This window comes from Geomonas paludis (genome assembly GCF_014193585.1).
Lineage (GTDB): Bacteria > Desulfobacterota > Desulfuromonadia > Geobacterales > Geobacteraceae > Geomonas > Geomonas paludis.
The window spans coordinates 749,931-771,888 of the sequence record NZ_BLXY01000002.1; the positions used below are offsets into that span (position 1 = coordinate 749,931).

Here is a 21,958-nt window from a genome sequence, read left to right on the forward strand (position 1 = left end):
CGGCCGTTGTACGGTTGGGCCGTTAATTGCACAGCTTGATCACCTCGCGGCTGATGGCGTCCAGGGGACGGATGTAGTCGACCCCCCCCAGCTTGATCGCCTCGTTGGGCATCCCGAAGACGATGCAGGAGGCCTCGTCCTGGGCGATGTTCAACGCGCCGGCCTGCTTCATCTCCAGCATGCCGTGCGCGCCGTCGTCTCCCATGCCGGTCATGATCACCCCTACCGCGTTCTTGCCCGCATAGCGGGCGGCGGAGCGGAACAGGACGTCCACCGAGGGGCGGTGGCGCGACACCAGCGGCCCGTCCTTGATCTCGACGTAGTAACGCGCGCCGCTGCGCTTCAAAAGCAGGTGGTGGTTGCCCGGCGCGATCAGGGCCCGGCCGCGCACCACGGTGTCGTTGTTCTCGGCCTCCTTGACCGTGATCCGGCACAGGCCGTCCAGCCGCTGCGAAAAGGCCCGGGTGAACCCCTCGGGCATGTGCTGCACGATGACGATGCCCGGGGAGTCCGCCGGCAGCGACTCCAGGAAGGTCCGCAGCGCCTCGGTCCCCCCGGTCGACGCCCCGACCACCACCACCTTCTCGGTGGTCTGCATCATCGCCTGGCTCTTGGGCTTCTCCATGATCACGTCGGCGGTGAGCTTGGGCGAGACCTGGTGGCTCACCGCGGAGACGCGCCTGAGCCTGGCCTGGCTCGCCGCCTTCACCGCGTCGCAGATCCTCACCCGGGACTCCTCCAGGAACGCCTTGGTCCCCAGGCGCGGCTTCTGGATGATCTCCACCGCCCCGTATTCCAGCGCCTTCAGGGCCGTCTCCGATCCCTTCTCGGTGAGGCTCGAGCACATCACCACCGGGATGGGGTGCTGGCTCATGATCTTGTGCAGGAAGGTGATCCCGTCCATCCTGGGCATCTCGACGTCGAGGGTGATCACGTCGGGGACTTCCTGCCTGATGCGGTCCGCGGCGATGAAAGGGTCGCCGGCGGTCGACATGACCTCGATCTGCGGGTCGGAGGAGAGGATCTCCACCATGGTCTGGCGCACCACGGCCGAATCGTCGACTATCAGCACCTTTATCTTCTTGGGCATCTAACAACCCCCTGATTTTCTCATCCGTTTCAGAAGCACCTCTCCGGTGTGGGAGTGGAAGATGATCTTCCGGCCGCGTTCCCCTCCCAGGTCATGCTTGGCCACCCGCACCGACTCGTGCGCCAGGACCTTGAGCGCCATCTCCGAGTTCTGCCGGCCGACGGTGCGCAGCTTGCCGCGGGCATCGAACATGTCGGCGCCGCCGAAGACCTTGGCCTCCAGCTCCCCGCGCAGCGCCCCGCGGTGCAGCAACCGCTCCAGCATGACCCTGATGGCGGTGTCGACGTACTTCCCCTGAGGCCCCACCTCGTCGAAGAGGTCGCCGCCGGGGAGCTGGGCGTGGCAGATGGCCCCCAGCCGGAGCCGGAAATTGAAGATGGTGACCGCGACGCAGGAACCGAGCAGGGTGGTCACCAGCACAGGCTCAGAGCTTACCATTATCTGACCCGGTTTCAGGAAGACCACCTTTCCCTGCGTCGGCGGCATCATCTGGCCCGGCGGTACACCGTCGGGTAGACGCTCACCAACGGCACGTTCAGGCCGCTCAACGTCTCCGAGTGCCCCATGAAGATGAAGGCGCCGGGCTTCATGTGGCGGTGGAAGCGCTGCAAAAGCCTCTCCTGGGTGGGGCGGTCGAAATAGATGATGACGTTGCGGCAGAAGATGATGTCCAGCTGCTCGCGCATGCCGAAGTCTTCGTCCATGAAATTGAGGCGGCGAAAGCGCACCTTCTCGCGCAACTCCGGCACGATGCGCACCATGCCGCTGGAGCGGTCCTTGCTGCGCAGGAGGTACTTCTTCTTCAGTTCCACGGCCACCGGCTCGACCTGGCTCTCGGTGTAGATCGCCGTCTTGGCCTTATCCAGCACGCGGGTCGATATGTCGGTGGCCAGGATCCTGAAGTCGAACCCGGGGTTCCTGAGGGCGAACTCGGAGAGCACCATGCACAGGGTGTAGGGCTCCTCGCCCGAGGAGCAGCCCGCGCTCCAGATGGAGAGGGTGGCCCCGGGGTGCCGCTTGACCCACTCGGGAAGCACCGTCTGGGTCAGGTAGTTGAAGTGGTCCGGCTCCCGGAAGAAGTCGGTCTTGTTGGTGGTGACCATGTCCAGCATCTGCACCAGTTCTTTCTCCATCCCCTCGGGGGAAAAGAGAAAGTCGCAGTAGTCGGTGAAGCTGTGCATGCCGAGGCTCCTCAGCCGCTTCTGCAGGCGCGCCTCCAGCATGGTTTTCTTCACGTCGGGCATCTTGATGCCGCAGGTATCGTAGATAAACCGGCTCAACCTGCCGAAGTCGCGCGCGGACAGGTTTGCGCTGTGCTCGATGACGCCTGGTTCTGCCATGTTAACGGCCCTCGCTGCTTCCATAGGCGCTACGTCCTCCCCTACTCGTCAGTTCTGTGCCACCTCGGCCGCCTGCACCAGCTGCGGGACGTCCAGGATCAGCGCCACGGAGCCGTCGCCGAGGATGGTGGCCCCGGAGATCCCCTCGGTGTCCTTGTAGGCCCGCCCGAGCGACTTGATCACCGTCTGGTGCTCGCCGATGACGTGGTCGACCACGAAGCCGACCCGCATGCCGTTCACCTGGGTGATCACGATCTGTTCGATCTCCGGCGGCGCCCCGGCGATGCGGAAGTGCCGCCGAAGCGGTATGTACGGGACCAGGTGCTCGCGCACGCGGGCCAGGTTCCTGCCGTGCGAGCGCGCCACGTCCTCGCGGGTCAGCTCGACGCATTCGTCCACCATGGCCAGGGGAAGCATGAAGGCGTCGTTGCCGATCTTCACCAGCAGGCTCTCGATGATGGCCAGCGTGAGCGGGATCTTGACCGTGATGCGGGTCCCCTGGCCGCGCACGCTGGTGATGTCGATGCTGCCGCGCAGGGCCTCGATGGCCCGTTTCACCACGTCCATGCCGACGCCGCGTCCCGAGATGGAGGAGACGGTCTTGGCCGTGGAGAAGCCCGGCGCGAAGATGAGGTTGAAGAGCTCCTTCTCGGAGAGCTCGGCGCTGGCGGAGATGATGCCCCGCTCGATCCCCTTGCCGCGGATCGCCTCCTTGTCCAGCCCCGCCCCGTCGTCGGCGATGGTGATGAGCACGGAATCGCCGGAGTGGACGGCGGCGAGGTGCACCGTGCCGCGCGCCGGCTTGCCGGCCGCCTCGCGCGCCTCGGGAAGCTCGATGCCGTGGTCGATGCTGTTCCTGATCAGGTGCACCAGCGGGTCGTTCAGCTTCTCGATCACCGTCTTGTCCAGCTCGGTCTCCTCCCCTTCCGTGGTCATCTCGATCTGCTTGCCAAGCTCAGCGGAAAGGTCGCGCACCAGGCGCTTGAACTTGCTGAAGGTGCTGCCGATGGGGAGCATGCGGATGTTGAGGGCGCTGTCGCGCAGCTCGGCGGTCAGGCGCTCCACCTCTTCGGCGATGGCCATCAGCTCCGCGTCGTCGCGCAGGGCCGCGGTCTGCGACAGGCGCGCCTGCACCGTGACCATCTCTCCCACCAGGTTCACCAGGAGGTCGAGCCGCTCGGCCGGGACCCGGATGCTGGAGGAGGCGTCGGCCACCTGTTTCTCCTGGCGCACCTCCTTGACGTGCTTTTGTTCCGCCAGGGCGGAGTTCACCTTCCCCTCGGGGAGGATCCCCTCCGAGACGGCAAGCTCGCCGAACCTCTTTTGCCGGGACAGCACGGCCTTCATCTCGTCCGGCGTGATATCGCCCCGCTCCAGGAGGATCTCGCCCAGTTTCTTGTAGTCCTGCTGCTCGTCGTAGCGGCTGTGCTCGGCCACCACCTCGATCTTCAGGTCGCAGTCGTCCTCGACGAAGATGAAGATGTCGCGCACCGCGTTCTCCCCCTGGTCGGTGGTGAGGATCACGTCCCAGTAGACGTAGCACCCCTCGGGGTCCATCTCCTCCAGCGGCGGGAAGCCGTCGGTCTGCGCCACCACGGTGCAGGTACCCAGCTCCTTCATCTCGGCCAGGAGGTTCAGCGGGTTGGTGCCGGTGATGAAGATGTCCCGGGGGGGGACGAAGCGGATCCGGTAGGTGACCGGGTCTTTTTTCTGGGGCGCCGCCTCCTCGCGCCGCTCGGGCGCCGCCTGGCCGCCTGCGCCGAAACCGGCCAGTTCGCGCAGGCCCACGATGATGCCGGCGCTCGCCTGCAGGTCGGTCTCGGCGCCGCTGTCGGCGGCATCCAGCATGGCGCGGATCTGGTCCCGGGCGGCCAGGGTCAGGTTCACCAGGCGGCTGGTGACGGTGAGCTTGCCGTTGCGTACCATATCGAAGACGGTTTCCACCTCGTGGGTGAAGCTCGCGATGTCGTCGAAACCGAACATGGAGCCGGACCCCTTGATGGTGTGCATGGCCCGGAACACCCGGCCGATCAGGTCCTGGTCATCGGGGCGTTCCTCAAGCTCCAGCAGCGAGGACTCCAGTTCCGCCAGGAGCTCGTACGCCTCTTCCTTGAATGCCTGCCGATGAAGGTCGATCATCCCAGCACCTTCTTCACCACGGCCATCAGCTGTTCAGGCTTGAACGGCTTCACGATCCAGCCGGTGGCGCCGGCGGCCTTTCCTTCCTGCTTCTTGGAATCCTGGGATTCCGTGGTCAGCATGACGATCGGGATGAACTTGCAGCTGGCCAGCGCTCTCGCCCCCTTGATCAGCCCGATGCCGTCCAGGTTGGGCATGTTCAGGTCGGTGATCAGCATGTCGACCTTGGTGTTGGCCAGCTTTTGCAGCGCGTCCTTGCCGTCCACGGCCTCCACCACGTCGTAGCCGCCCTGCTTCAGGGTGAAGGTCACCATCTGCCTTACGCTTGCCGAATCATCCGCTGTCATTATCACTTTGGCCATTAGCTCTCTCCTCCTACCCAGATGCAACTGCAAGCTCGATCTTGCGGACACCCGGTGTGCCTTTGAAATCCGGCGCCGTTCGCCGCTTCACGGAAGGTGGCGTTACCACCGTCGAAGATATGCAGGGTCTTGCCCCGGCGCAGCGCACTCTGGTGCGCCGAGCACAACAGCTGCAGTCCGGTAAGATCGATCCCGGTCAGGGCGGAGACATCCACCCGCACCTCCGGCGCCTCCTCGAGTGTCGCCAGGAGCGCCTCCCGGAAATCCCGTGCCTCGCAGATGGTGACGCCGCCGGTAACCCTGAGCGTCTCCGTCGTCCCTTGCGGGTCTTTGACCCGTTCCAACTTCACCTCGTCCATATGGTCCTCGTCCCCGATCTAGAAAAGTTCGACGTTGCCGCCCAATTCGTCCTCGTCGGCCGCCGGTGGGGGCGGCGCCGACAGGGTGGGCATTCTCCCCCCGGTGGCGGGCCCGTTCAGCGACTCATGGATCCTGCGTTCGCTCTGCATGGTGTAGCGCTGCGCCAGCTGGTCCAGGTTCCCGGCCGTGCCGGCCGGGGCCAGCCTGCGGGCTTCGGTCGCCACACCCGAGATGGCGCGGATCGACTCTTCCAGCACCTTGGCCACCTTGCGGTGCACCGTGATCCCCGACACCACCTGCTCGATGTCGGTGGAGAGCCGGGTGACGGAGTCGTCCATCTGGTGCAGCGAGTGCTGCAGCGTGTCGTTCACCTGCCTCAGGGTCTGCACCAGGTCGGAAAGGGTCTGCACCATGCCGTGCACCTCGCTCTCCAGCCCCGTGGTCTCGACGCTCACCCCCTGGCTGAGCCGGTCGGTGACCCCGATGATCCCCTGCAGCGTCCCCGAGACCGCACCGGTATGGTTGATGGCGTCGATGGAAAGGCGCTGGATCGCCTCGGCCAGCACCCCGAGCGCCGCCCCCTCGTCGCCGGTGTAGGCGGACTTGATCTGGGCGTTCAGGGCGATCAGCTTGATCTCCTCGCCGATCTTCTCGATGTCCCCGACGAAGGTGGCGATCTCCCCCACCGTCTCCGCCACGGTCCCCATGGCCACGCACAGCGCCTGGTTCACCTTGGAGCTCTCCAGGAGCGCGTTGGAGACCACCGAGATGTCCCTTTCCATCCCGGTGAAGAAGCTTCCCCCGGCCTGGTCGGCGATGCCCGACATGCCGCTGGTCTGGGCGGAGAGGCCGGACTGCTTCCTGGCCACCTCCCGCAGGCTCTCCATGATGATGCGCACCGCGCCGTCCAGCTCGTCGGAGGCGTGGTGCAGCTGGGCTATCTGCAGTTCGCAGATGGTGGCGGTCGCGTCCGCGCCGCAGCTGCCGGCATCCAGACCCTGCTTGACCTCGTCCAGGGCCTCGTGGACATGCTCGATCTGCTGGCGCACGATGTCGTGGGCCTGCATGGACATGACCACGTCGCCGATGGAGCGGTACACCTCGTCGGAGACGGCGGAGACCAGCGCCACCGAACTGGAACAGCGCGTGTTGATCTCGGTGAGCGCCTGCAGGCTCTTCCTGGTCCGCGCCAGCACCTCGATGACCCGGTCATGCTGCTGGGCGCCGGACTCCAGCACCCCGCTCAGGGTCTGCGCGATCTCCCGGGCCAGGTCGTCCTTTCTCTTCATGATGAAGGCGGCCTTGTCGTTGACCTGCACCGAGAGTTCGCCGACGTCGCTGGCCAGGGTGTCGAACCCGGCGGCGCTCTGCCCCAGCCGCGCGCTCTCGATCTTGGTCGAGATGCCCAGCATGCGCAGCACCTTGTTCACCTTCTTGAAGCCGGAGAGGGGATCACTGACCTTCTCCAGGAGACCGAGGATCTCGCGCAGCGTCTGGGCGCTCCCTTCGATCTCGTTCTGAGCCCGGTCCACGTAGTGCCCCATGTGGTCGAGCATCTCCCCGAGTCGGTCCATGGCGCCGATCACCTGATCGCCGGCGACCTCACCCACCATTTCCGAGGCGAGCCCGGAGATCCCCAGGCCGCGCTGGTAGAAATCCTGCAGCCTCCCCCCGATGGCCAGAAACTCGTCCTCGGTGGTCCCCGCAATCACGGCCAGTTCCACCGCAGCCTTGGCCAGGATCCCGGACCATCCCGGCGCGAGCGCCCTGACTTCCGCATCCCGGGTGCCGCTATCGTTGCCGCCAGCTATCATAGCTTTCCTTTTACTCTGTGAGGGTTGTCTACCGCGGCCCCGCCAGGGCTTTTCCCCGACCGGTCCGGTTGAGTTATTTTATCGACAGTCCGGCAGAGATCTTGAAGCCTTTTTCTCATGTAATTCAAAACTTCGGCAATTTAATGGGAAGTGCGCGCCCCCATTGGTGTTCTTACACCGGCGGACGGGGTCGCCGCTCCCGGTCCAATGGCACATCGCCAGTAATGTCGGGCACTTTTGACCACAAAAAGCAGTTACGCAGAGAACGCCAAGCATGCGCAAAGGACGCCAAGAGGGGCCAATGCCCTCTCCCGCCGGGAGAGGGTGCCCGAAGGGCGGGTGAGGGAGGTGCCACGAAGCGGGATCATTGCCTATTGCAGCGCCCTCACCCCAGCCCTCTCCCGGGGGGAGAGGGTGATGGGCATCTTGGCGGAAGATCATCGCTGGTCATGAAACAAAAAGGGCGCCCCCGGTGAAGGGACGCCCTTGTTTGCTGCATAGGTCGGATGCGCCAGCTAGCGCCGGACGAAAATCTCGCGCGCCATGGCCGAATCGATGGCGAATTCGGAGAAGCCGACCCTGAAGATGTAGGAGGGGAACGCCTGCAAGAGGGAGATCCGGTTGCCCGGGAGCACCCCCATCGCCATCAGCTTCTGCATCTTCTTGCTGTCCTCGGTCTGGATGTAGGCGATGTCGCCGTCGTCGCCGGGCTTCAGCTCGGTCAGCGGCACCACGCCCAGGTCGCCGCTCTTGCGCGCCTCCTCGCAGCACTCCCCGGGCGGGATCGGCTTGCCGTGCGGGCAGGTCGCCGGGTGGTTCAGCATGGTGCAGACCTTGCTGTCCACGCCCTCGTTCAGGAGGTGCTCGAACTGGCAGGCCTTGACGTCACCGCTTTCGCCCCTGATGTTCAACACGTCCATCATCAGCCTTTCGGCCAGGCGGTGCCGCCTGATGGTCATGCGCCCTTCCTCGCGCCCCTCCGGGCGGAAGTAGATGCGCCCGTCCCTGATCTCCACCAGGGCCTGCGCGGAGAGCTCGTGGTAGGCGGGGTCGGAGGCATCGATCTCCATCCGGTCCAGTTCGGCGTAGCCGGTCCCCTTCTCCTCGGACTCGATCCAGAGCGCCTCCAGTATCTCTTCCGCTTTATCGCTCAGCTTCATGACTTCTCCTTTTTACCCTCACTCGGGGTCATCTGTTGCGGCCCACGGGCGCTATTCCCGGTCCTTCTTGCGGAACATCTTCTTCAGTCCTTTAACGAGAGCCGGCTCCGGCGGGTTCTCATAATTGCAGCGGGGACATTTTACCATCTTGCAGCCGGATGACATCGGGCAATTTTTGCACCCCACGTTTCCTTCGCTCTCCGCGAACTCATGTCCGCAAAATCCGCACCTCATCGAAAACCTCGTTAAACCGAACCACTTAACAGGGATAAAGGGGATAAAAGGGATAACACCTTAAGCAAAAACGGGCGTCACCCCAAGACGCAAAGTCCCAAAGCAAGCAAGGTTTAAATGCTTTCAGCGTCTCGTAGTTGCTAGCGTCCTTGCGTCTTTGCGTGAGAAACCGGTTTATGCCTTTATCCCTTTTATCCCTTTTATCCCTGTTCGAATCGCTTTTGGGTGTTTCGTTACAGAATGTTGGTCAGCAGCAGGGCGCGGTTCAACACCCACCCGGTGCCGAAGGCGAAGGTGGAAACGAACAAGCCGATGCCGATGGCCACCTTCCAGCCGCGCTCCTTCTTCATGATCAGGAACTGCGCCACGCACGGGATGAACAGGGTCAGCGTCACGGCGGCAACGGTCAACTGGCGCGCGTCCATCAGCCCCTTGGTCTGCAGGTCGTACAGCCCGGCGGCGCCGTAATCGCGGCGGAAGAAACCGAAGATGAAGGCGACGGCGCTCTCCTTGGGAAGCCCCAGGGAAGCCATCACCGGGGTCATCGCCTCGATCATCTTCTCGAAGAAGTGGGTGACCTTGCCCAGCCACAAGAGCACCGACGCCAGGATGAACAGCGGCAGGATCTCCATGAAGTACCACTGCATGCGGGTGTAGGTCTTGGTCAGGACGTTGGAGAACTGCGGCAGCCGCATGGGCGGGATCTCCATGTAGAACATCGGGGTGTCGCCGGGGAGCACCTTGGCGGCCAGCAGACCGACCAGCAGGAAGATGCCGAACAGGCACAGCCCCCAGACCAGGAGCGCGCCGGGGGTCTTGGACAGCAGCGACATGATCACGCCCAGCTGCGCCGAGCAGGGGATGGCCAGCGCGAGCAGCACCGTCGCGATGACGCGCTCACGCACCGTCTCCAGGGTCCGGGTCACCATGGTGGCCATGGTGTCGCAGCCAAAGCCGAGCACCATGGGGATCACGGCACGGCCGGTGAGTCCCATGGTCTTGAAGACCCGGTCCACCAAAAGCGCCAGGCGCGGGAAGTAGCCGCTGTCCTCGAGCATGGAGAAAAAGAGGAAGAAGGTGGCCACGATGGGGAGGATGATGCCGACCGCGTAGCGGAAGCCCAGGGTGATGATGCCGTACTCGCCCACGAAAAGCTCCTGGATGATGGGCCAGGGGACGCTACCCTTGACGACGCCGGTGATCCAGGGGTTGAAGAACTCCTCGAACCCCTTCCCTTCAAGGAAGTCGACCAGCGTGCCGGCGCCGAAGACACCCACGAACTGGTACAGGCCGAAGTAGAGCACGACGAGGAGCAGCGGCACCCCGGTGCTCGGGCGCACGGTAAGGCGGGAAATGCGTTCGGCAAGCGTCACTACCCGCTTCTGCGGCGTCCGGAATGCGCCGTCCAGCACCTTCTTGACGATCGTCTTGCGCTCCATGGAGAGATCGAGGTGGAACGACTCCCTGCGCTCGAAGCGCTTCTCCCTCACCGTGGTCTCGACCAGGACAAATCCGTCCCCCTCGCTGTCGCGCACCAGATCGGCGACCTCGGTGTCGCCCTGCAACAGGAGCAGCGCCAACGACTTCTTGGAGAGGATGTAGTCAGCCTTGAGGCAGCCGGCGATCCCGGCGATGTCGGCTTCCATGAGCCGGGAATATCCGAAGGGAGCGGTGGTGCTCGCGCTGGAGCCGGCAATGGCGGCACGGATCTCGGGCAGGCCGACCTTTTTGGCGGTGGCCGCGCCGATGACGGGGATACCCAGGCGCTGCGACAGCAGGGGGATGTCGATCTCGAGCCCCATGCGCGCCGCCTCGTCCATGATGTTCACCACCAGCACCACCGGGAGCTCGGCCTCGATCAGCTGCAGCGTCATCGGGAGCATGCGCTCCAGGTTGCGCGCGTCGAGCACGTGCAGCACCAGGTGCGGCCGCTCGGTAAGCAGGATCTCGCGGGCGACCCGCTCCTCCTCGGTGATGGGGAGGATGGAGTACATGCCCGGGGTGTCGATGATCTCGTACTCCTCGCCGCTGATGGTAGTGGTGCCGCGGGAGACCTCCACGGAGGTGCCGGGATAGTTAGAGACGGTGACGTAAGCGCCGGTCAAGGCGTTGAAGAGCACGCTTTTCCCGACATTGGGATTCCCTACCAGGGCCACTTTCTTGGCGCCGGTACTGCTGACGGTTGGTGTTTCGTGACAGGAACCCTTCTTACCAAAGAATGACATGACTCTACCTACCCCTTTTTAACGTTCGTTTGCCAATGAAATGTCAATGAATGTCACTTTCATGATGGCGGGATTGCTTTCCACAAAAAACCAATTAACAGGGATAAAGGGGATAAAAGGGATTTTGGCTGAAGCCTTGCTCTTCGACTTCATCCTTTTCATCCCCTTTATCCCTGTTAAACGCCTTTCTTACTTTCTGCAGTTGGCGCAGAGGCCGTAAATCTCGAGGCGATGGCGCTCGATCAGGAAGCCGCGGCTGTTGGCCACCTCGTCCTGCAGTTTCTCGATGGTCTCGTTTTCGAATTCTTCGATGTGGCCGCACCGGGTGCAGACCAGGTGGTCGTGGTGCTCCCCTTCGCTCACGTGCTCGTAGCGGGTCTGGCCGTCGCCGAACTGCATCTCCCGGGCGATGCCGGCCTCGGCGAAGAGCTTGAGGGTGCGGTACACGGTGGCGTAGCCGATGTTCGGATGCTTGGACCTGAGCTTGAGATACAGCTCCTCGATGCTCAGGTGCCTGTCGCTGGAAAGGAAACAGTCGAGGATGATGTCGCGCTGTTTGGTCGACTTGAGTCCCTTCTGGGACATGAAGTCGGCGAATACCTTTTTCTTGGCTCGTTTCATGAGGACCCCAATTGAAAGTGGATGTCATGATAGCGAGCGCTACAGTCACTGTCAACTCTTTTTTCTAAGACTGAAGGAATAGCCGGGGAGACTGTGTCAGACAAGTGGAGGGAGAAGCACAAGAGAGACATGGCCGGTACCAGCCTGAGTCGCAGGGGCGGGACAGAGACTGACCGAACTGAGGGTTCCGGTGCGACAGAGTGCTGTAGTGAGAGCAGTTACAGGCCGGCAGGGAGTGTAGCAGGGCAGGTCGTGCTACATCATCCCTGCCGCGGCCATCACTTGGGGGCAGGCTTGTTGATGATCTCGGGGGGGATGTCCTCGGGGAGCGGCTGTACCGGGCGGCCGCATTTGCGGCAGCATTCCTCGCAGCCGGTTTCCTTGCTGGTGTCCTCTTCCAGGTGCGGCTTGATATCCTTCTTCGCCGCCTTGCACTTCTGGCAGCAGTCGCAGGCATTTTCCTGGGTCGGACTTACCTCTACATCACGCTGGTCGGGGAGGAACTTGCCGTTGCCCCGGTGCACCACTTCACCTTCTCCAGCACACGAGAGCACGACTTGAGACAAGAGCAGCAGCACGATGGCGATCGGCGTCCTTTTCATGGCGGTCTCCTCCACTATGGCAGGATGGCGGGAACGGTTAACATTAGCATTCACCAACCAACTGTCAAACACGGCTTTGCAAATGGCGGTCACCAAAAGAGCAGCTATTACGGCACGGATTGTTTTCTCTGGTATACTCGCCGGATGAATAAACTCTAACAGGAGGTGTCCCCATGCAGAGGCGTTTGGTGGTAACAGTGGCAGTACTGGCACTCATTGCCGGTGGCGTAACAGGATGCAAGAAGAAGAGCGAAGAGCAGGCCCAACCTCCACAAAGCGTGGTATCGACGGCCAAGTCGGCAACGACCAACGCGCCGCCGTCGCCGTCGGCAACCGGTCTCACCGGGGAGCAGCTCTTCAAGCAGCACTGCGCGGTCTGCCACCCCAACGGCGGCAACACCATCACCCCTTCCAAGACCTTGAGCGCCAAGGCCATGGCCGACAGAAGCAAGATCACCAAACCCGAGGACATCGTCAAGGTCATGCGCAACCCCGGTCCGGGTATGAACAAGTTCGACGAGGGGATGATCTCCAACGACGACGCCAAGAAGATCGGCGAATACGTCCTGGCCACCTTCCCCTAAGCCACAACTCCGGCGGGGGCGCCCGCGCCCCCGCCGACTCGCCCCCCTCGCCCCCCTCGCCCTCCGGGAGAGGGGCTGGGGGTGAGGGAGCGTCCCGCTTTGTGACCTAGTTCACCTCCCCCGGGACGCTGGTGTAGCAAGGTGTCCCCACCATGACCTTTCTTCCGGCTCTCAAATCTCTCTACGCAGTGAACGGCTTCGTCGCGGTCCTGTTGTACCTGCCCCAAATAGCGAGGGCATGGAGCGACCGCAACCATGCCCTTTCCCTGTCACCGGTCACCTTCGGCGGCTGGTGCATCGGCTCCATCATCACCGCGCTCTACGCCTGCCTCTCGGTGCACGATCACATCTTCACCGCGGTAAGCCTCGGCAACACCGTCGGCTCCGGGGCACTTTTCCTCATCGTCATTTCCAGCCGCATCGCCGCGCGCCGGGATTCCTCCACCTGCTGACCCTCCCGTCACGCTTCCGCCACCAGCAGGTCGCCCTCTCCCGCCGCTAGCGGCAGGGAACGAAGCGCACCGTCTCGGCGGTCTCGCGCAGCAATTTCCCCAGGCAGGACAGCACGTAGTCGATCTCTTCCTCGCTGTTGGACCACCCCAGCGAAAAACGCACCGAACAGTGCGCCTGCTGCGGCGTGAGCCCCATGGCGAGGAGCGCGTGCGACGGGTCGGGATTGCCGGACTTGCAGGCCGAGCCGGAGGAAAGCGCGATCCCGTGCCGGTCCAGGTGCAGCACCAGCGATTCCCCCCGGATGCCGGGGAGCTCCATGTTGAGGGTGTTGGGAAGACGCAGCAGCGCCGGCCCGTTGCGCCGCGCTCCCGGCAACATCTCCAGGATCCCCTGTTCCAGCCGGTCCCGCAGTCGGGCCAGCCGTTGCTGCTCTCCGGCGTGCAGCCTCTGCAGGGCGAGTTCCACCGCCTTGGCAAAGCCGACGATGCCGGGGACGTTCTCGGTGCCGGCGCGCAGCCCCCGCTCCTGCCCTCCCCCGGTGACCATCGGCTCCAGCCGCACCTCCCGCCCGACGTAGAGCGCCCCCACCCCCTTGGGCCCGTGCACCTTGTGCGAGGAGAGCGTCAGCAGGTCCACGCCCAACTGCTCGACGTCGAGCTCCACTTTCCCCAGGGCCTGCACCGCGTCGCAGTGAAAGAGCGCACCGTGGCGGTGGGCGATGGCCGCCAGTTCCGCCACCGGCTGCAGCGCTCCCGTCTCGTTGTTGGCCAGCATCACGGAAACGAGGAGGGTGTCGGGACGCAGGGCCCGCTCCAGGGTCTCCGGTCGCAGCACGCCCTCGGCGTCCACCGGCAGCACCGTGAGCTCACAGCCGCTTTTTTCCAGCGCCCGGCAGGTGTTGAGCACGGCGGGGTGCTCGACGCTGCTGGTGACCAGGTGGCGCCGGTGACCGTCACCGGCCATGACCGCGCCGCGAATGGCGAGGTTGTCCGCCTCCGAGCCGCCGCCGGTGAAGACGATGCGGCGCGCGGTGCAGTTCAGGGCCTGGGCCACGACGCGCCGGGCGGCGTCGAGGGCGCTGCGGGCGCGGCTCCCCGCTGCGTGGATGCTGGAGGGGTTGCCGAAGTCGTCGGTGAGCAGGGGGAGCATCGCCTCACGCACCTCCGGGTGCACCGGCGTGGTGGCGTTGTGGTCCAGGTAGACCAGGCGCTGCGGTGAGGCGGCCGGGAGCGGCCCGGGCTCGACCGCACAGGCGGCGGGCGCCGCCTCGCCGGTACGGGCCGGGATCCCCCCCTGCTCCCCGGCCTTGACGATACGGCAGAGCAGGGTCTTGTAGACCGGGAACCCGGAGATGGGGTCGTAGCGGTTGGGGTCGGTGAGCCGGTTCACGTTGCACTCCTGCCATGCCTGCGGCCCCAGCGGGCCTCCCCCGCCCATGGCGGCGTCGATGCAGCCCGGCGCGATGTCGTCGGTCACCTGGGCCCGGTACAGCGCCCTCCCCCGCGGCGTCTCCACCCAGGCCCGCTCGCCGTCCGCCACCCCGAGCTCCGCCGCGTCCCGGGCGTTCAGGGTGACCGGCGGCTCGGGGAGCGGATCGGAGAGATCGGCCACGCCGTGGTGCTGGCTGCGGAAGTCGTGCATGTTGCGCGCCCCGGAGTTGAACACCAGCGGGTAATCGCGCGCCAGCACCGGATCGGCCAGCGGTCCCTCGCCGGGCTCGGTGTAGACCGGCAGCGGCGGGTAGCCGTGCTCGGCCAGGATCGACGAAGCGATCTCGAACCTGCCGCTGGGGGTGTTGAAGCCGGGCTGACCGTCGGGGCGCAGCAGCCCCTTCTCCCACTTCTTGTACTGCATCATTACCGTCGGCACCCGCGCCTCCCCTCCCGCGGCCCGAACCTCCTCGAGGGTGAACCCGGAACCGGCCAGCGCGCAGCGGAGCAGTTCCTCTTCGTCTTGCGGGTAGAGATCGCCGTAGCCCAGGCGCCGGGCCAGCTCGGCCTGGATGAAGAAGTCGTTTCTCGCCTCCCCCTGCGGCTCGACCAGGCGCTCCCTCACCTTGAACAGCGGGCCGTAGCGCATGTAGGAAACGTTCTCGTAGTAGGTGGTGGCGGGGAGGACGATGTCGGCGTAGGCGGAATCGGCTGTGTGGTAGCGGTTGATGGTAACCAGGAAATCAAGCGCCCCCAGGGTCCGGCGCCACAGTTCCGGATCGGGCCAGGCCGTGATCAGCGAGCCCCCGAGGACGATGAGGGCGCGGATCGGGTACGGTTTCCCCTCCAGGACCGCCTCGGGGAGTACCGAGGCGTGGGATTCGCCGCGGTAGGAGCTGTACACCGGGAAACGGTCGCGCCCCAGCGCGCGTTTCAGGTCGGGGTTGGCGATGAGTTGGGAGCGGTTCTGGGGAAAGATGTTCTCCTTCATGCGGAACAAAAGGCCGCCGGGAACGTCCAGCTGCCCCGCCAGCGCGAACAGGGTGAAGACGGCGCGGATGGCCTGGACGCCGCTGTCGGAGTACTCGAGGCCGGTGTACATGACCGGCACGGCGCCCCGGGCCGCCGCCAACTGCCGCGCCAGTTCCCGGATGGTAGCGGCGGGGACCCCGGTGATCTCCTGCGCCGCCTCGGGGCGGTAGTGCTGCACCAGGGTGCACAGGTCCTCGAACCCCACCGTCCACTCCCTGGCGAAGCGCTCGTCGTACAACTCCTCCTCGACCAGAACCTCGATCAGGGAGAGCGCCAGCGCCCCGTCGGTGCCGGGGCGGATGGGAATCCAGAGTGCCTGCGCCTCGCGCGCCGTCTCGCCGCGGCGCGGGTCTATGGCGACGACCCGGGCGCCGCGCTGCCGGGCCTGGAGGATCTGCCGGTGCGCCAGCGGCGGTGAGTCGGTGGCGGGGTTGGCGCCCCAGAGGACGATCAGCTCCGCCTGCTCCAGGTCGGTCTCCATGGTGATCAGCATCTCCCCCATGGTGACGTGCGGGGCGATCATGGCGAAGGAGACGTAGCAGAGGGCCCCCACGCCGAGCGTGTTGGGGGATCCGAAGGGGAAAAGGACGCTGGAGGCGGAGGAGACCGCGGCGTCGGCGGGCTGGAACAGGTCGCACAGCGCCATGTCGAAGCTGCCCCGGCCGGTGTAGATCGCCGCCGCTTCCGGACCCCGCTCCTCTTTCAGTTGCTGCAGCCGGGAGACGATGGTGTCGAAGGCCTCGTCCCAGGTGATCCGCTCGAAGTCGTAGCCCCCCTTGGCGCCCCGGCGCCGCAGCGGGTAGAGCAGGCGGTCCGGGTCGTGGACGATCTGCGGCGAATGACGACCGATCCGGCACAGCATCCCCAGCGGCGTACCCGACTGCGGTTCCACGCCGATCAGCCGCCCCTCCCTCAGGGTCGCCGTGACGAAGCACCCGGCCGGACAGATACCGCACAAGCCGTCCCTTTTTTCCACCCCCTCCCCGCTCATAACGGCCTCTTCCCGGCCCGGCGCGGCGAGTACAGGGGACGGCGGCGCAGCAGCAGCAGTGCGAACCAGCGCTGAGAGTCGGTGAAGACCCTTTCCGCGGCAAAGCCGCAGCCCTCCAGTTCCGGGATCACCCGCTCCATGCGGAACTTCCGGCTGATCTCGGTCCGCACCAGATCCCCCTGCCCCATGGTGATCACCCGCCCCGGCGGAGTCAGCCGGAAGCTCTGCTCCCGGGTGAAGCGCGCCGAGATTTCGACCAGTTCCTGGTCCTGGCGGTACCAGGCCGCATGCTCGATGGCGTCCAGATCGATGCCGGCGTCCAGTTCCCTGTTCATGCGGACGAAGAGGTTGCGGGTGAAACGCGCGGTGACCCCGGCCTGGTCGTTGTACGCCGCCTCCAGGATGGAGCGCTCCTTGACCAGGTCCACCCCGAGCAGGAAGAAGTCCCCCGGGCGCAGCGCCGCAGCCAGGGTGCGGACAAAGGCAAGCATCTCCGGGGGTGCAAAGTTGCCGATGCTGCTCCCCAAAAAGGCGACCAGCACCGGCGAGAGTTGCGCCAGCAGGGGGAAAACCTCCCGGTACTGGCACTGGATACCCACCATCTCCACCGCCGGGAACCTGGACCTGATACCGGCGCAGGCGGCGGAAAGCGCGGCAGAGCTGACATCGACGGGATAGTAGCGGGTGGGACCGCCGCGCTCCAGCCAGGCCTTCAACAGGTGATCCGTCTTCAGCGAACTTCCCGATCCCAGTTCCAGGATCCGCGTCGGCCCGGTCAACTCCCGTATCTCGGCGGCATGGGCGGCCAGGATCGCGGCTTCGGTGCGGGTGAGGTAGTATTCGGGCTGCCGGGTGATCTCTTCGAAGAGGGCGCTTCCTTGCGCGTCGTAGAGGAAGCGGCTTTCCAAGGTGCGTGGGTCGGCGTACAAGCCGCGCACGCAGGAGCGCGCGAAATCCACGATGGGATCGAGACCGGGCGAGGACTGCACGATGGTGGGGGTGCGCCTCAGGCAGGCGTCGCGCAAGTTACGGCAGAGGTGCGGTTCGGGCGAGGCGAAAAAAGCATCCATTGTTCCCTCCTGGCTCATTGCCACTTGCAAAAAGATCAAAAGATTATAAATAATTAATCTTCTGCGTCAACGAACCGGCGACGAGCGGGAAGCTTTTGCAACCGGCCGCAACAGCAAAACACCCCCTCCTCGCGGGAGGGGGTAAGGGGGTTGGGACAGGTGCCACATTTACCGTCATGGCGAGGTCACCCACCCCCCTGCCCCCTCCCGCCTTCGCGGGACGAAGCGCTTCGGCGCGCAGGCCCGTAGAGGGAGGGGGAGAGTAACCGGACACCGCTGGGCAACGGCGGGATTTAAAAGGATTTCGCAACGGGAGGAGGATCGATATGACAGGCGAAGCGACTATGAGAAAGGAACTGCTGGCACTGCTTGAGGGGGGCAATGCCCACTTCGACTTCAAAGAGGTGCTGGCGGACCTGCCGCCGGAATCCATCAACGCCAAGGCAGCCAACACGCCCTACTCGCTGTGGCATTTCGTGGAACATCTGCGCATCGCCCAGTGGGACATCCTCGAGTTCATCAGGACCCCCGCTCACCGCTCCCCCGAATATCCCGCCGGCTACCGTCCGGCACCGGACCGGACCACGGACCAGGCCGGCTGGCGCGAGAGCTGCGACCGTTTTCTGGCCGACCTGGAAGCGCTCAAGGACCTGGTCCGGGACGAAACGCTCGACCTGATGGCCCCGCTGCCGCACGCGCCGGGGTACAGCATCTTCAGAGAGGTGCTGCTCGCAGCGGACCACAACGCCTACCACATCGGGGAGATCGCCATCCTGCGCCAGGTCATGGGGCTGTGGCCCGCTCACAACCGCTACCTCACCGGAAGCGCCGACTGATCAAGGGAGCCGACATGGACAAAGAGGAAAGCGTCACGTTGGCCGGAGAGATCATGCTCGATTTCGCGGCCCAGACCGGCGTATCCAGGGAGGACAAGCCGCAGCGCCGTTATCTCTGGACCGACGCCTTCGCGGTGTGCAACTTCCTGGAGCTTTACCATCACAGCCAGGACGAGAAGTGGCTGCTGCTGGCACTGCGGCTGGTGGACCAGGTACACCAGACTCTGGGGCGGCACCGGCCGGACACGGCGAAAAGCGGGTGGCTCAGCGGGCTCAGCGAAGAGGCAGGTGAGCGGCATCCCACCCGGGGCGGACTGCGCATCGGCAAAAAGATGGAAGAGCGCGCACCGGACGAGCCGATGGACGAGCGCCTGGAATGGGAGCGGGATGGACAATACTACCACTACCTGACCAAGTGGATGCGGGCGTTGACCCGCACCAGCCGGGTCACCGGGGAGGCCTGCTACCTGCGCTGGGGCATGGAACTCGCGCAGACTGCGCACCGGGCGTTCCGCTTCAGCGACGGGCCCGACGGGGCCTTGGGGCTGCATTGGAAGATGAGCGGCGACCTCAGGCGCTCCCTGGTCCCCTCAGTGGGCCAGCACGACCCGCTGGACGGCCTGGTGACCTGTTGCGAGATGGTCTGCGCCGCCCGCCATTTCCCCGACCAGGAGCTGCCGGAGCTGGGACGGGAGATCGGGGAGTTGACGCAGATGTGCCGCAGCCGGGACTTCAGCACCAGCGACAGCCTCGGCATCGGCGGCATCCTGGTCGACGCCTGCCGGACCGGCGAACTCATCATCAACGAGGCCTTCCAGGACCTCGCCCTGTTCCAGTGCATGGTAAACGACGCTCTGTTGTCGCTGGAAGACCTGGGCCCAGGCTTCATCGATCAGCCCGCCAAGTACCGGTTGGCGTTTCGCGAGCTCGGCCTATCCATCGGCCTGAAGGGAACCGCGCGACTGGCCCGGCTCTTCGAGGAATATCCGGACGTGCGCGGGGGCGAACTGGCAGAGTGGCTGCAGCCCCGGCTCGAAGCAATGCTGTGGTTTCAAAAGATGTCGGGAAAAATTGAGCGTTTCTGGATCGAGGAAAAGAGAAAGGGGACCGAGCACTGGAGGTCCCACGGCGACATCAACATGGTCATGCTCGCCACGAGCCTCGCCCCGGGGCAGTTTCTCAGGGCCAACTGATTCAGCCGCCGCATCACAGTTGATAGGTGGCGCCGTCCTGCAACAGTTCCAGTCCCGGGATAGCCAGCGACTCCAGTTCGCTGCTGATGGCCTCCTCATACTGCGGCTTCAGGTGGGTGATCAGGACCCGCCGGGGGGGACATGGGAGCTTCGCCAGCTCCCTGGCCAGCAGGGCCGGGGTAAGATGCCCGGTCATGAGGGCGATTTCCTCCATGGCAGTCGGGAAGGACACCTCCACCACCAGCGCATCCAGTGCGCCGGCCAGTTCCCAGATGCGTTGCGTGGGGCCGGTGTCCCCGGTGTACAGTAGCGACGTGCCGTCCCGGGTAACGCGGTAACCCAGCGCCGGAACCGGATGATTGACGCGGCACGCCAGCACCGTGTACTCGCCAACCTGGAACTCCCGTTCCACCGGCACTTCCCGGTAGCTCAGCACCGGGTCCTGCGGCGTCGGGATCCTGGTGAAGTCGGGCCAGATCAGCCCGTTCAGCAGATGGGAGCCGATGGCGGCGATGACTTCGGCGCTGGCGAGCACCTGCACCTTCTGAGAGGAGCCCGATACCACGATGTTGTCGGCCAGGAAGGGGATCCCGCGGACGTGGTCCATGTGGCAATGGGTTACCAGGATGTGCTCGATGCTGCGCTGCTCCTCCTGGTCGAGCGCGGCGCCCACCGTGCCGGCATCAAGCAGCAGGGTGCCGTCGATCAGGAAACCCGACGGGCTGTGCCCGGGAAACTCGGCACCGGAACAACCTAGTACACGTAACTTCACGGCATCTCCTCTACTTCCCCCCCAGCGCGGCCAGTCTCTCCTGCGCCTGCTTGGCCACCGGGCTATCCGGGTACTTGGCGACGATTTCCTGGTACAGCTGCTTCGCGTGCTCCCGGTTGTTCTGTTTCTCCTCGAATTGTGCCGTGTCGAACAGTTCCTTGCCCTTGTCTCCGGCACAGCCACCAACTGCTGCCAACAGCAGCACCGCCAGTACCACTCTCTTCATAGTGACCTCCTCAGGTTTCATTGCTGCGGTGACCTATCCGGACAGCACCAGCAGGAGGCACCATTACCATTAAGAGAGAACCCATGTAAATGTTTTTCGTTTCCGGAGGGTCCACCCGTTATTTTTCGGCTCGAACCCAGGGGAGCTTGAGACATTACCTGCCGGCCGTTCAGGTTTTTTATTAATTTCTTCCTAGCATTGTGTGGCACCATAATATGCTGCAGTGGTGATGACGGTCACATGAAAAACTTAGATTAAAAATATATAATCTCACCATAAACGAGAGCAGTTCTCACGCCGGTACTGGTGCCACTCTTTGCGGCCCCTGGAACAGGCAAACCTACACATGCGGAGGAGGTCATGACGATGAGCGAGTTGAAGAGGATGTGCCGGGATGCATTCATCGTAGTCGCACTGGGTCTGTCGGCAGCCTGTGGTGGTGGCGGAGGAGGGGGTGGCGATCAGCCCGTAGACCACTCCAAATACACCGGCCAGACCGCCAGGGCGAGCATCACCACCAGCAATGCCGTCGCCTTTACTACCGATGCCTACGCGGCCGGCAGTATCGGCTCGTCCGCCAACGTGATCGGGGTCATGGTGCAACATGACGACAGTCCCGGCGGCAAGCTGACCACCCTTCCCGAGATCGCCGCCACCGTCCGGGGTAGCATTCCGCAAGCCTTGGCCCGCGTGAAGCAGGCCCCCCCGATCCCCGGCGTCGCCGCCAGCAGCACGGTCTATGGTGCGGTGGGAGGATCAGCAGCAGTCAGCATGAACCTCAACGAGAGCACGGGCAACTTCACCGGCACCATGACCTTCAACAAGTACCAGAGCCTGAGTAACGGCCCGACCATCACCGGGAATGTCGCCATGACCGGCATCTACAACCCCGCCACCGGCAGCTACGACTCCATCACGATGGATTTCGCCCCGCTTTCGGCCGACACGGCCAAGGGGACCGCCACCATGTACGGCTCCTTCGCGTTCAGGGCCACCACCACCAGCGAGACGCTCAGTATGTCGTGCACGTTAAGCGTCAACGGCAGCCCCAACCACTGGGTTAAAGATTGGACGTATACCTTCTCCGGGAACACGCTCGCCATCACCGGGGTCTACTATCACCCGAGCTACGGATACGTAGAGGTGACCACACCGACACCGTTGACGGTAAGCTCATTCTCGGGCGTCCCCACCACGGGGGTGTTCCAGGCCGCCGGCGCCCATTGCACCAAAGCCAGGCTCACCTTCAGTTCGACTGGCACCACGGTCACCGCCCTCACCAACGAGAGCAGTGAATGGCAACTCTGTACGGAGTAGCCTGCACAACGTCACGACCGGATCTCATAGAGCCCCCTTCCCCCCGCTGGAGGAAGGGGGCTTCGCTTTCAGCACCTGCGCTTCTATGTGCAGCAACGCCCCGCCTT

Annotated in this window: 21 protein-coding genes; 5 read left to right on the forward strand and 16 right to left on the reverse strand. The window is 64.5% G+C overall.

Translation table 11 applies throughout. The features are described 5' to 3' along the window. Positions 1-22: 22 nt before the first annotated feature. The 12 genes from H7687_RS08835 to H7687_RS08885 all read right to left on the reverse strand — a co-directional run bounded on the left by H7687_RS08835 (position 23) and on the right by H7687_RS08885 (position 11,947). On the reverse strand, positions 23-1,090 hold the full coding sequence (locus H7687_RS08835) for a protein-glutamate methylesterase/protein-glutamine glutaminase (RefSeq protein WP_183346683.1): 1,068 nt from the start codon (positions 1,088-1,090) through the stop codon (positions 23-25). Beyond that, a complete protein-coding gene (locus tag H7687_RS08840) occupies positions 1,091-1,528 on the reverse strand; it encodes a chemotaxis protein CheD (protein WP_246404722.1) in 438 nt (145 codons plus the stop codon). 47 nt (positions 1,529-1,575) lie between these two features. Continuing rightward, positions 1,576-2,430, reverse strand: coding sequence for a CheR family methyltransferase (locus H7687_RS08845; protein ID WP_371877563.1), 855 nt, complete (start codon positions 2,428-2,430; stop codon positions 1,576-1,578). Positions 2,431-2,478: 48 nt separating this feature from the next. Further along, a complete protein-coding gene (locus H7687_RS08850; protein ID WP_183346686.1) occupies positions 2,479-4,569 on the reverse strand; it encodes a chemotaxis protein CheA in 2,091 nt (696 codons plus the stop codon). Then, positions 4,566-4,931, reverse strand: coding sequence for a response regulator (locus H7687_RS08855; protein WP_183346687.1), 366 nt, complete (start codon positions 4,929-4,931; stop codon positions 4,566-4,568). Before H7687_RS08855 ends, H7687_RS08850 begins: the two co-directional genes overlap by 4 nt. Next, on the reverse strand, positions 4,931-5,290 hold the full coding sequence (locus H7687_RS08860) for an STAS domain-containing protein (RefSeq protein ID WP_183346688.1): 360 nt from the start codon (positions 5,288-5,290) through the stop codon (positions 4,931-4,933). The genes H7687_RS08855 and H7687_RS08860 overlap by 1 nt, the downstream gene beginning before the upstream one ends. A gap of 18 nt (positions 5,291-5,308) precedes the next feature. Beyond that, entirely contained in the window at positions 5,309-7,105 is a 1,797-nt protein-coding gene (locus H7687_RS08865; protein WP_183346689.1) for a methyl-accepting chemotaxis protein, read from the reverse strand. 515 nt (positions 7,106-7,620) lie between these two features. Beyond that, positions 7,621-8,265, reverse strand: a complete 645-nt coding sequence (locus H7687_RS08870; protein WP_183346690.1) for a metal-dependent transcriptional regulator — start codon at positions 8,263-8,265, stop codon at positions 7,621-7,623. Positions 8,266-8,316: 51 nt separating this feature from the next. After that, positions 8,317-8,499, reverse strand: a complete 183-nt coding sequence (locus H7687_RS21935; RefSeq protein ID WP_246404724.1) for a hypothetical protein — start codon at positions 8,497-8,499, stop codon at positions 8,317-8,319. 233 nt (positions 8,500-8,732) lie between these two features. Continuing rightward, positions 8,733-10,724: a ferrous iron transport protein B gene (feoB, locus tag H7687_RS08875; RefSeq protein WP_183346691.1), complete on the reverse strand. Its 1,992-nt coding sequence runs from the start codon at positions 10,722-10,724 to the stop codon at positions 8,733-8,735. Positions 10,725-10,913: 189 nt separating this feature from the next. Then, positions 10,914-11,345 (reverse strand): Fur family transcriptional regulator, encoded by a 432-nt coding sequence (locus H7687_RS08880; protein WP_183346692.1) that lies wholly within the window; start codon positions 11,343-11,345, stop codon positions 10,914-10,916. 278 nt (positions 11,346-11,623) lie between these two features. Next, a complete protein-coding gene (locus H7687_RS08885) occupies positions 11,624-11,947 on the reverse strand; it encodes a hypothetical protein (protein WP_183346693.1) in 324 nt (107 codons plus the stop codon). 173 nt (positions 11,948-12,120) lie between these two features. On the opposite strand from H7687_RS08885, the gene H7687_RS08890 reads away from it, so the two are divergent. After that, on the forward strand, positions 12,121-12,531 hold the full coding sequence (locus H7687_RS08890) for a c-type cytochrome (protein WP_183346694.1): 411 nt from the start codon (positions 12,121-12,123) through the stop codon (positions 12,529-12,531). Positions 12,532-12,683: 152 nt separating this feature from the next. After that, positions 12,684-12,983: a PQ-loop domain-containing transporter gene (locus tag H7687_RS08895; protein ID WP_183346695.1), complete on the forward strand. Its 300-nt coding sequence runs from the start codon at positions 12,684-12,686 to the stop codon at positions 12,981-12,983. Between the two features lie 46 nt (positions 12,984-13,029). Here H7687_RS08895 and H7687_RS22160 read toward each other — a convergent pair whose 3' ends face one another. Then, on the reverse strand, positions 13,030-16,437 hold the full coding sequence (locus H7687_RS22160) for an IscS subfamily cysteine desulfurase (RefSeq protein ID WP_183346696.1): 3,408 nt from the start codon (positions 16,435-16,437) through the stop codon (positions 13,030-13,032). After that, entirely contained in the window at positions 16,434-17,507 is a 1,074-nt protein-coding gene (egtD, locus tag H7687_RS08905) for an L-histidine N(alpha)-methyltransferase (RefSeq protein WP_183346697.1), read from the reverse strand. The genes H7687_RS22160 and egtD overlap by 4 nt, the downstream gene beginning before the upstream one ends. A gap of 326 nt (positions 17,508-17,833) precedes the next feature. Between egtD and H7687_RS08910 the strand changes: the two genes are divergently transcribed. Further along, complete coding sequence (locus tag H7687_RS08910) at positions 17,834-18,343, forward strand: DinB family protein (RefSeq protein ID WP_183346698.1); 510 nt, start codon at positions 17,834-17,836, stop codon at positions 18,341-18,343. Between the two features lie 14 nt (positions 18,344-18,357). Continuing rightward, positions 18,358-19,536, forward strand: a complete 1,179-nt coding sequence (locus H7687_RS08915; RefSeq protein WP_183346699.1) for a hypothetical protein — start codon at positions 18,358-18,360, stop codon at positions 19,534-19,536. A 13-nt stretch (positions 19,537-19,549) separates the two neighbouring features. Here the strand turns inward: H7687_RS08915 and H7687_RS08920 are convergent, their stop codons facing one another. Together H7687_RS08920 and H7687_RS08925 are read right to left on the reverse strand one after the other, a co-directional pair. Next, positions 19,550-20,308 carry a 3',5'-cyclic-nucleotide phosphodiesterase gene (locus tag H7687_RS08920; RefSeq protein WP_183346700.1) on the reverse strand — a complete coding sequence of 253 codons (759 nt, stop codon included), beginning with the start codon at positions 20,306-20,308 and terminating at the stop codon, positions 19,550-19,552. 10 nt (positions 20,309-20,318) lie between these two features. Then, positions 20,319-20,534: a tetratricopeptide repeat protein gene (locus H7687_RS08925; protein ID WP_183346701.1), complete on the reverse strand. Its 216-nt coding sequence runs from the start codon at positions 20,532-20,534 to the stop codon at positions 20,319-20,321. Positions 20,535-20,894: 360 nt separating this feature from the next. Between H7687_RS08925 and H7687_RS08930 the strand changes: the two genes are divergently transcribed. After that, positions 20,895-21,851, forward strand: coding sequence for a hypothetical protein (locus H7687_RS08930; protein WP_183346702.1), 957 nt, complete (start codon positions 20,895-20,897; stop codon positions 21,849-21,851). The last annotated feature ends 107 nt before the right edge of the window (positions 21,852-21,958 follow it).

Coding starts and splice junctions, on each gene's coding strand:
- H7687_RS08925 (WP_183346701.1), bottom strand. CDS start 20,534: ATGAAGAGAGTGGTACTGGCGGTGCTGCTGTTGGCAGCAGTTGGTGGC.
- H7687_RS08845 (WP_371877563.1), bottom strand. CDS start 2,430: ATGGCAGAACCAGGCGTCATCGAGCACAGCGCAAACCTGTCCGCGCGC.
- H7687_RS08895 (WP_183346695.1), top strand. CDS start 12,684: ATGACCTTTCTTCCGGCTCTCAAATCTCTCTACGCAGTGAACGGCTTC.
- egtD (WP_183346697.1), bottom strand. CDS start 17,507: ATGGATGCTTTTTTCGCCTCGCCCGAACCGCACCTCTGCCGTAACTTG.
- H7687_RS21935 (WP_246404724.1), bottom strand. CDS start 8,499: ATGAGGTGCGGATTTTGCGGACATGAGTTCGCGGAGAGCGAAGGAAAC.
- H7687_RS08885 (WP_183346693.1), bottom strand. CDS start 11,947: ATGAAAAGGACGCCGATCGCCATCGTGCTGCTGCTCTTGTCTCAAGTC.
- H7687_RS08930 (WP_183346702.1), top strand. CDS start 20,895: ATGACGATGAGCGAGTTGAAGAGGATGTGCCGGGATGCATTCATCGTA.
- H7687_RS08915 (WP_183346699.1), top strand. CDS start 18,358: ATGGACAAAGAGGAAAGCGTCACGTTGGCCGGAGAGATCATGCTCGAT.
- H7687_RS08870 (WP_183346690.1), bottom strand. CDS start 8,265: ATGAAGCTGAGCGATAAAGCGGAAGAGATACTGGAGGCGCTCTGGATC.
- H7687_RS08840 (WP_246404722.1), bottom strand. CDS start 1,528: ATGGTAAGCTCTGAGCCTGTGCTGGTGACCACCCTGCTCGGTTCCTGC.
- H7687_RS08910 (WP_183346698.1), top strand. CDS start 17,834: ATGACAGGCGAAGCGACTATGAGAAAGGAACTGCTGGCACTGCTTGAG.
- H7687_RS08835 (WP_183346683.1), bottom strand. CDS start 1,090: ATGCCCAAGAAGATAAAGGTGCTGATAGTCGACGATTCGGCCGTGGTG.
- feoB (WP_183346691.1), bottom strand. CDS start 10,724: ATGTCATTCTTTGGTAAGAAGGGTTCCTGTCACGAAACACCAACCGTC.
- H7687_RS08855 (WP_183346687.1), bottom strand. CDS start 4,931: ATGGCCAAAGTGATAATGACAGCGGATGATTCGGCAAGCGTAAGGCAG.
- H7687_RS08890 (WP_183346694.1), top strand. CDS start 12,121: ATGCAGAGGCGTTTGGTGGTAACAGTGGCAGTACTGGCACTCATTGCC.
- H7687_RS08880 (WP_183346692.1), bottom strand. CDS start 11,345: ATGAAACGAGCCAAGAAAAAGGTATTCGCCGACTTCATGTCCCAGAAG.
- H7687_RS22160 (WP_183346696.1), bottom strand. CDS start 16,437: ATGAGCGGGGAGGGGGTGGAAAAAAGGGACGGCTTGTGCGGTATCTGT.
- H7687_RS08865 (WP_183346689.1), bottom strand. CDS start 7,105: ATGATAGCTGGCGGCAACGATAGCGGCACCCGGGATGCGGAAGTCAGG.
- H7687_RS08850 (WP_183346686.1), bottom strand. CDS start 4,569: ATGATCGACCTTCATCGGCAGGCATTCAAGGAAGAGGCGTACGAGCTC.
- H7687_RS08860 (WP_183346688.1), bottom strand. CDS start 5,290: ATGGACGAGGTGAAGTTGGAACGGGTCAAAGACCCGCAAGGGACGACG.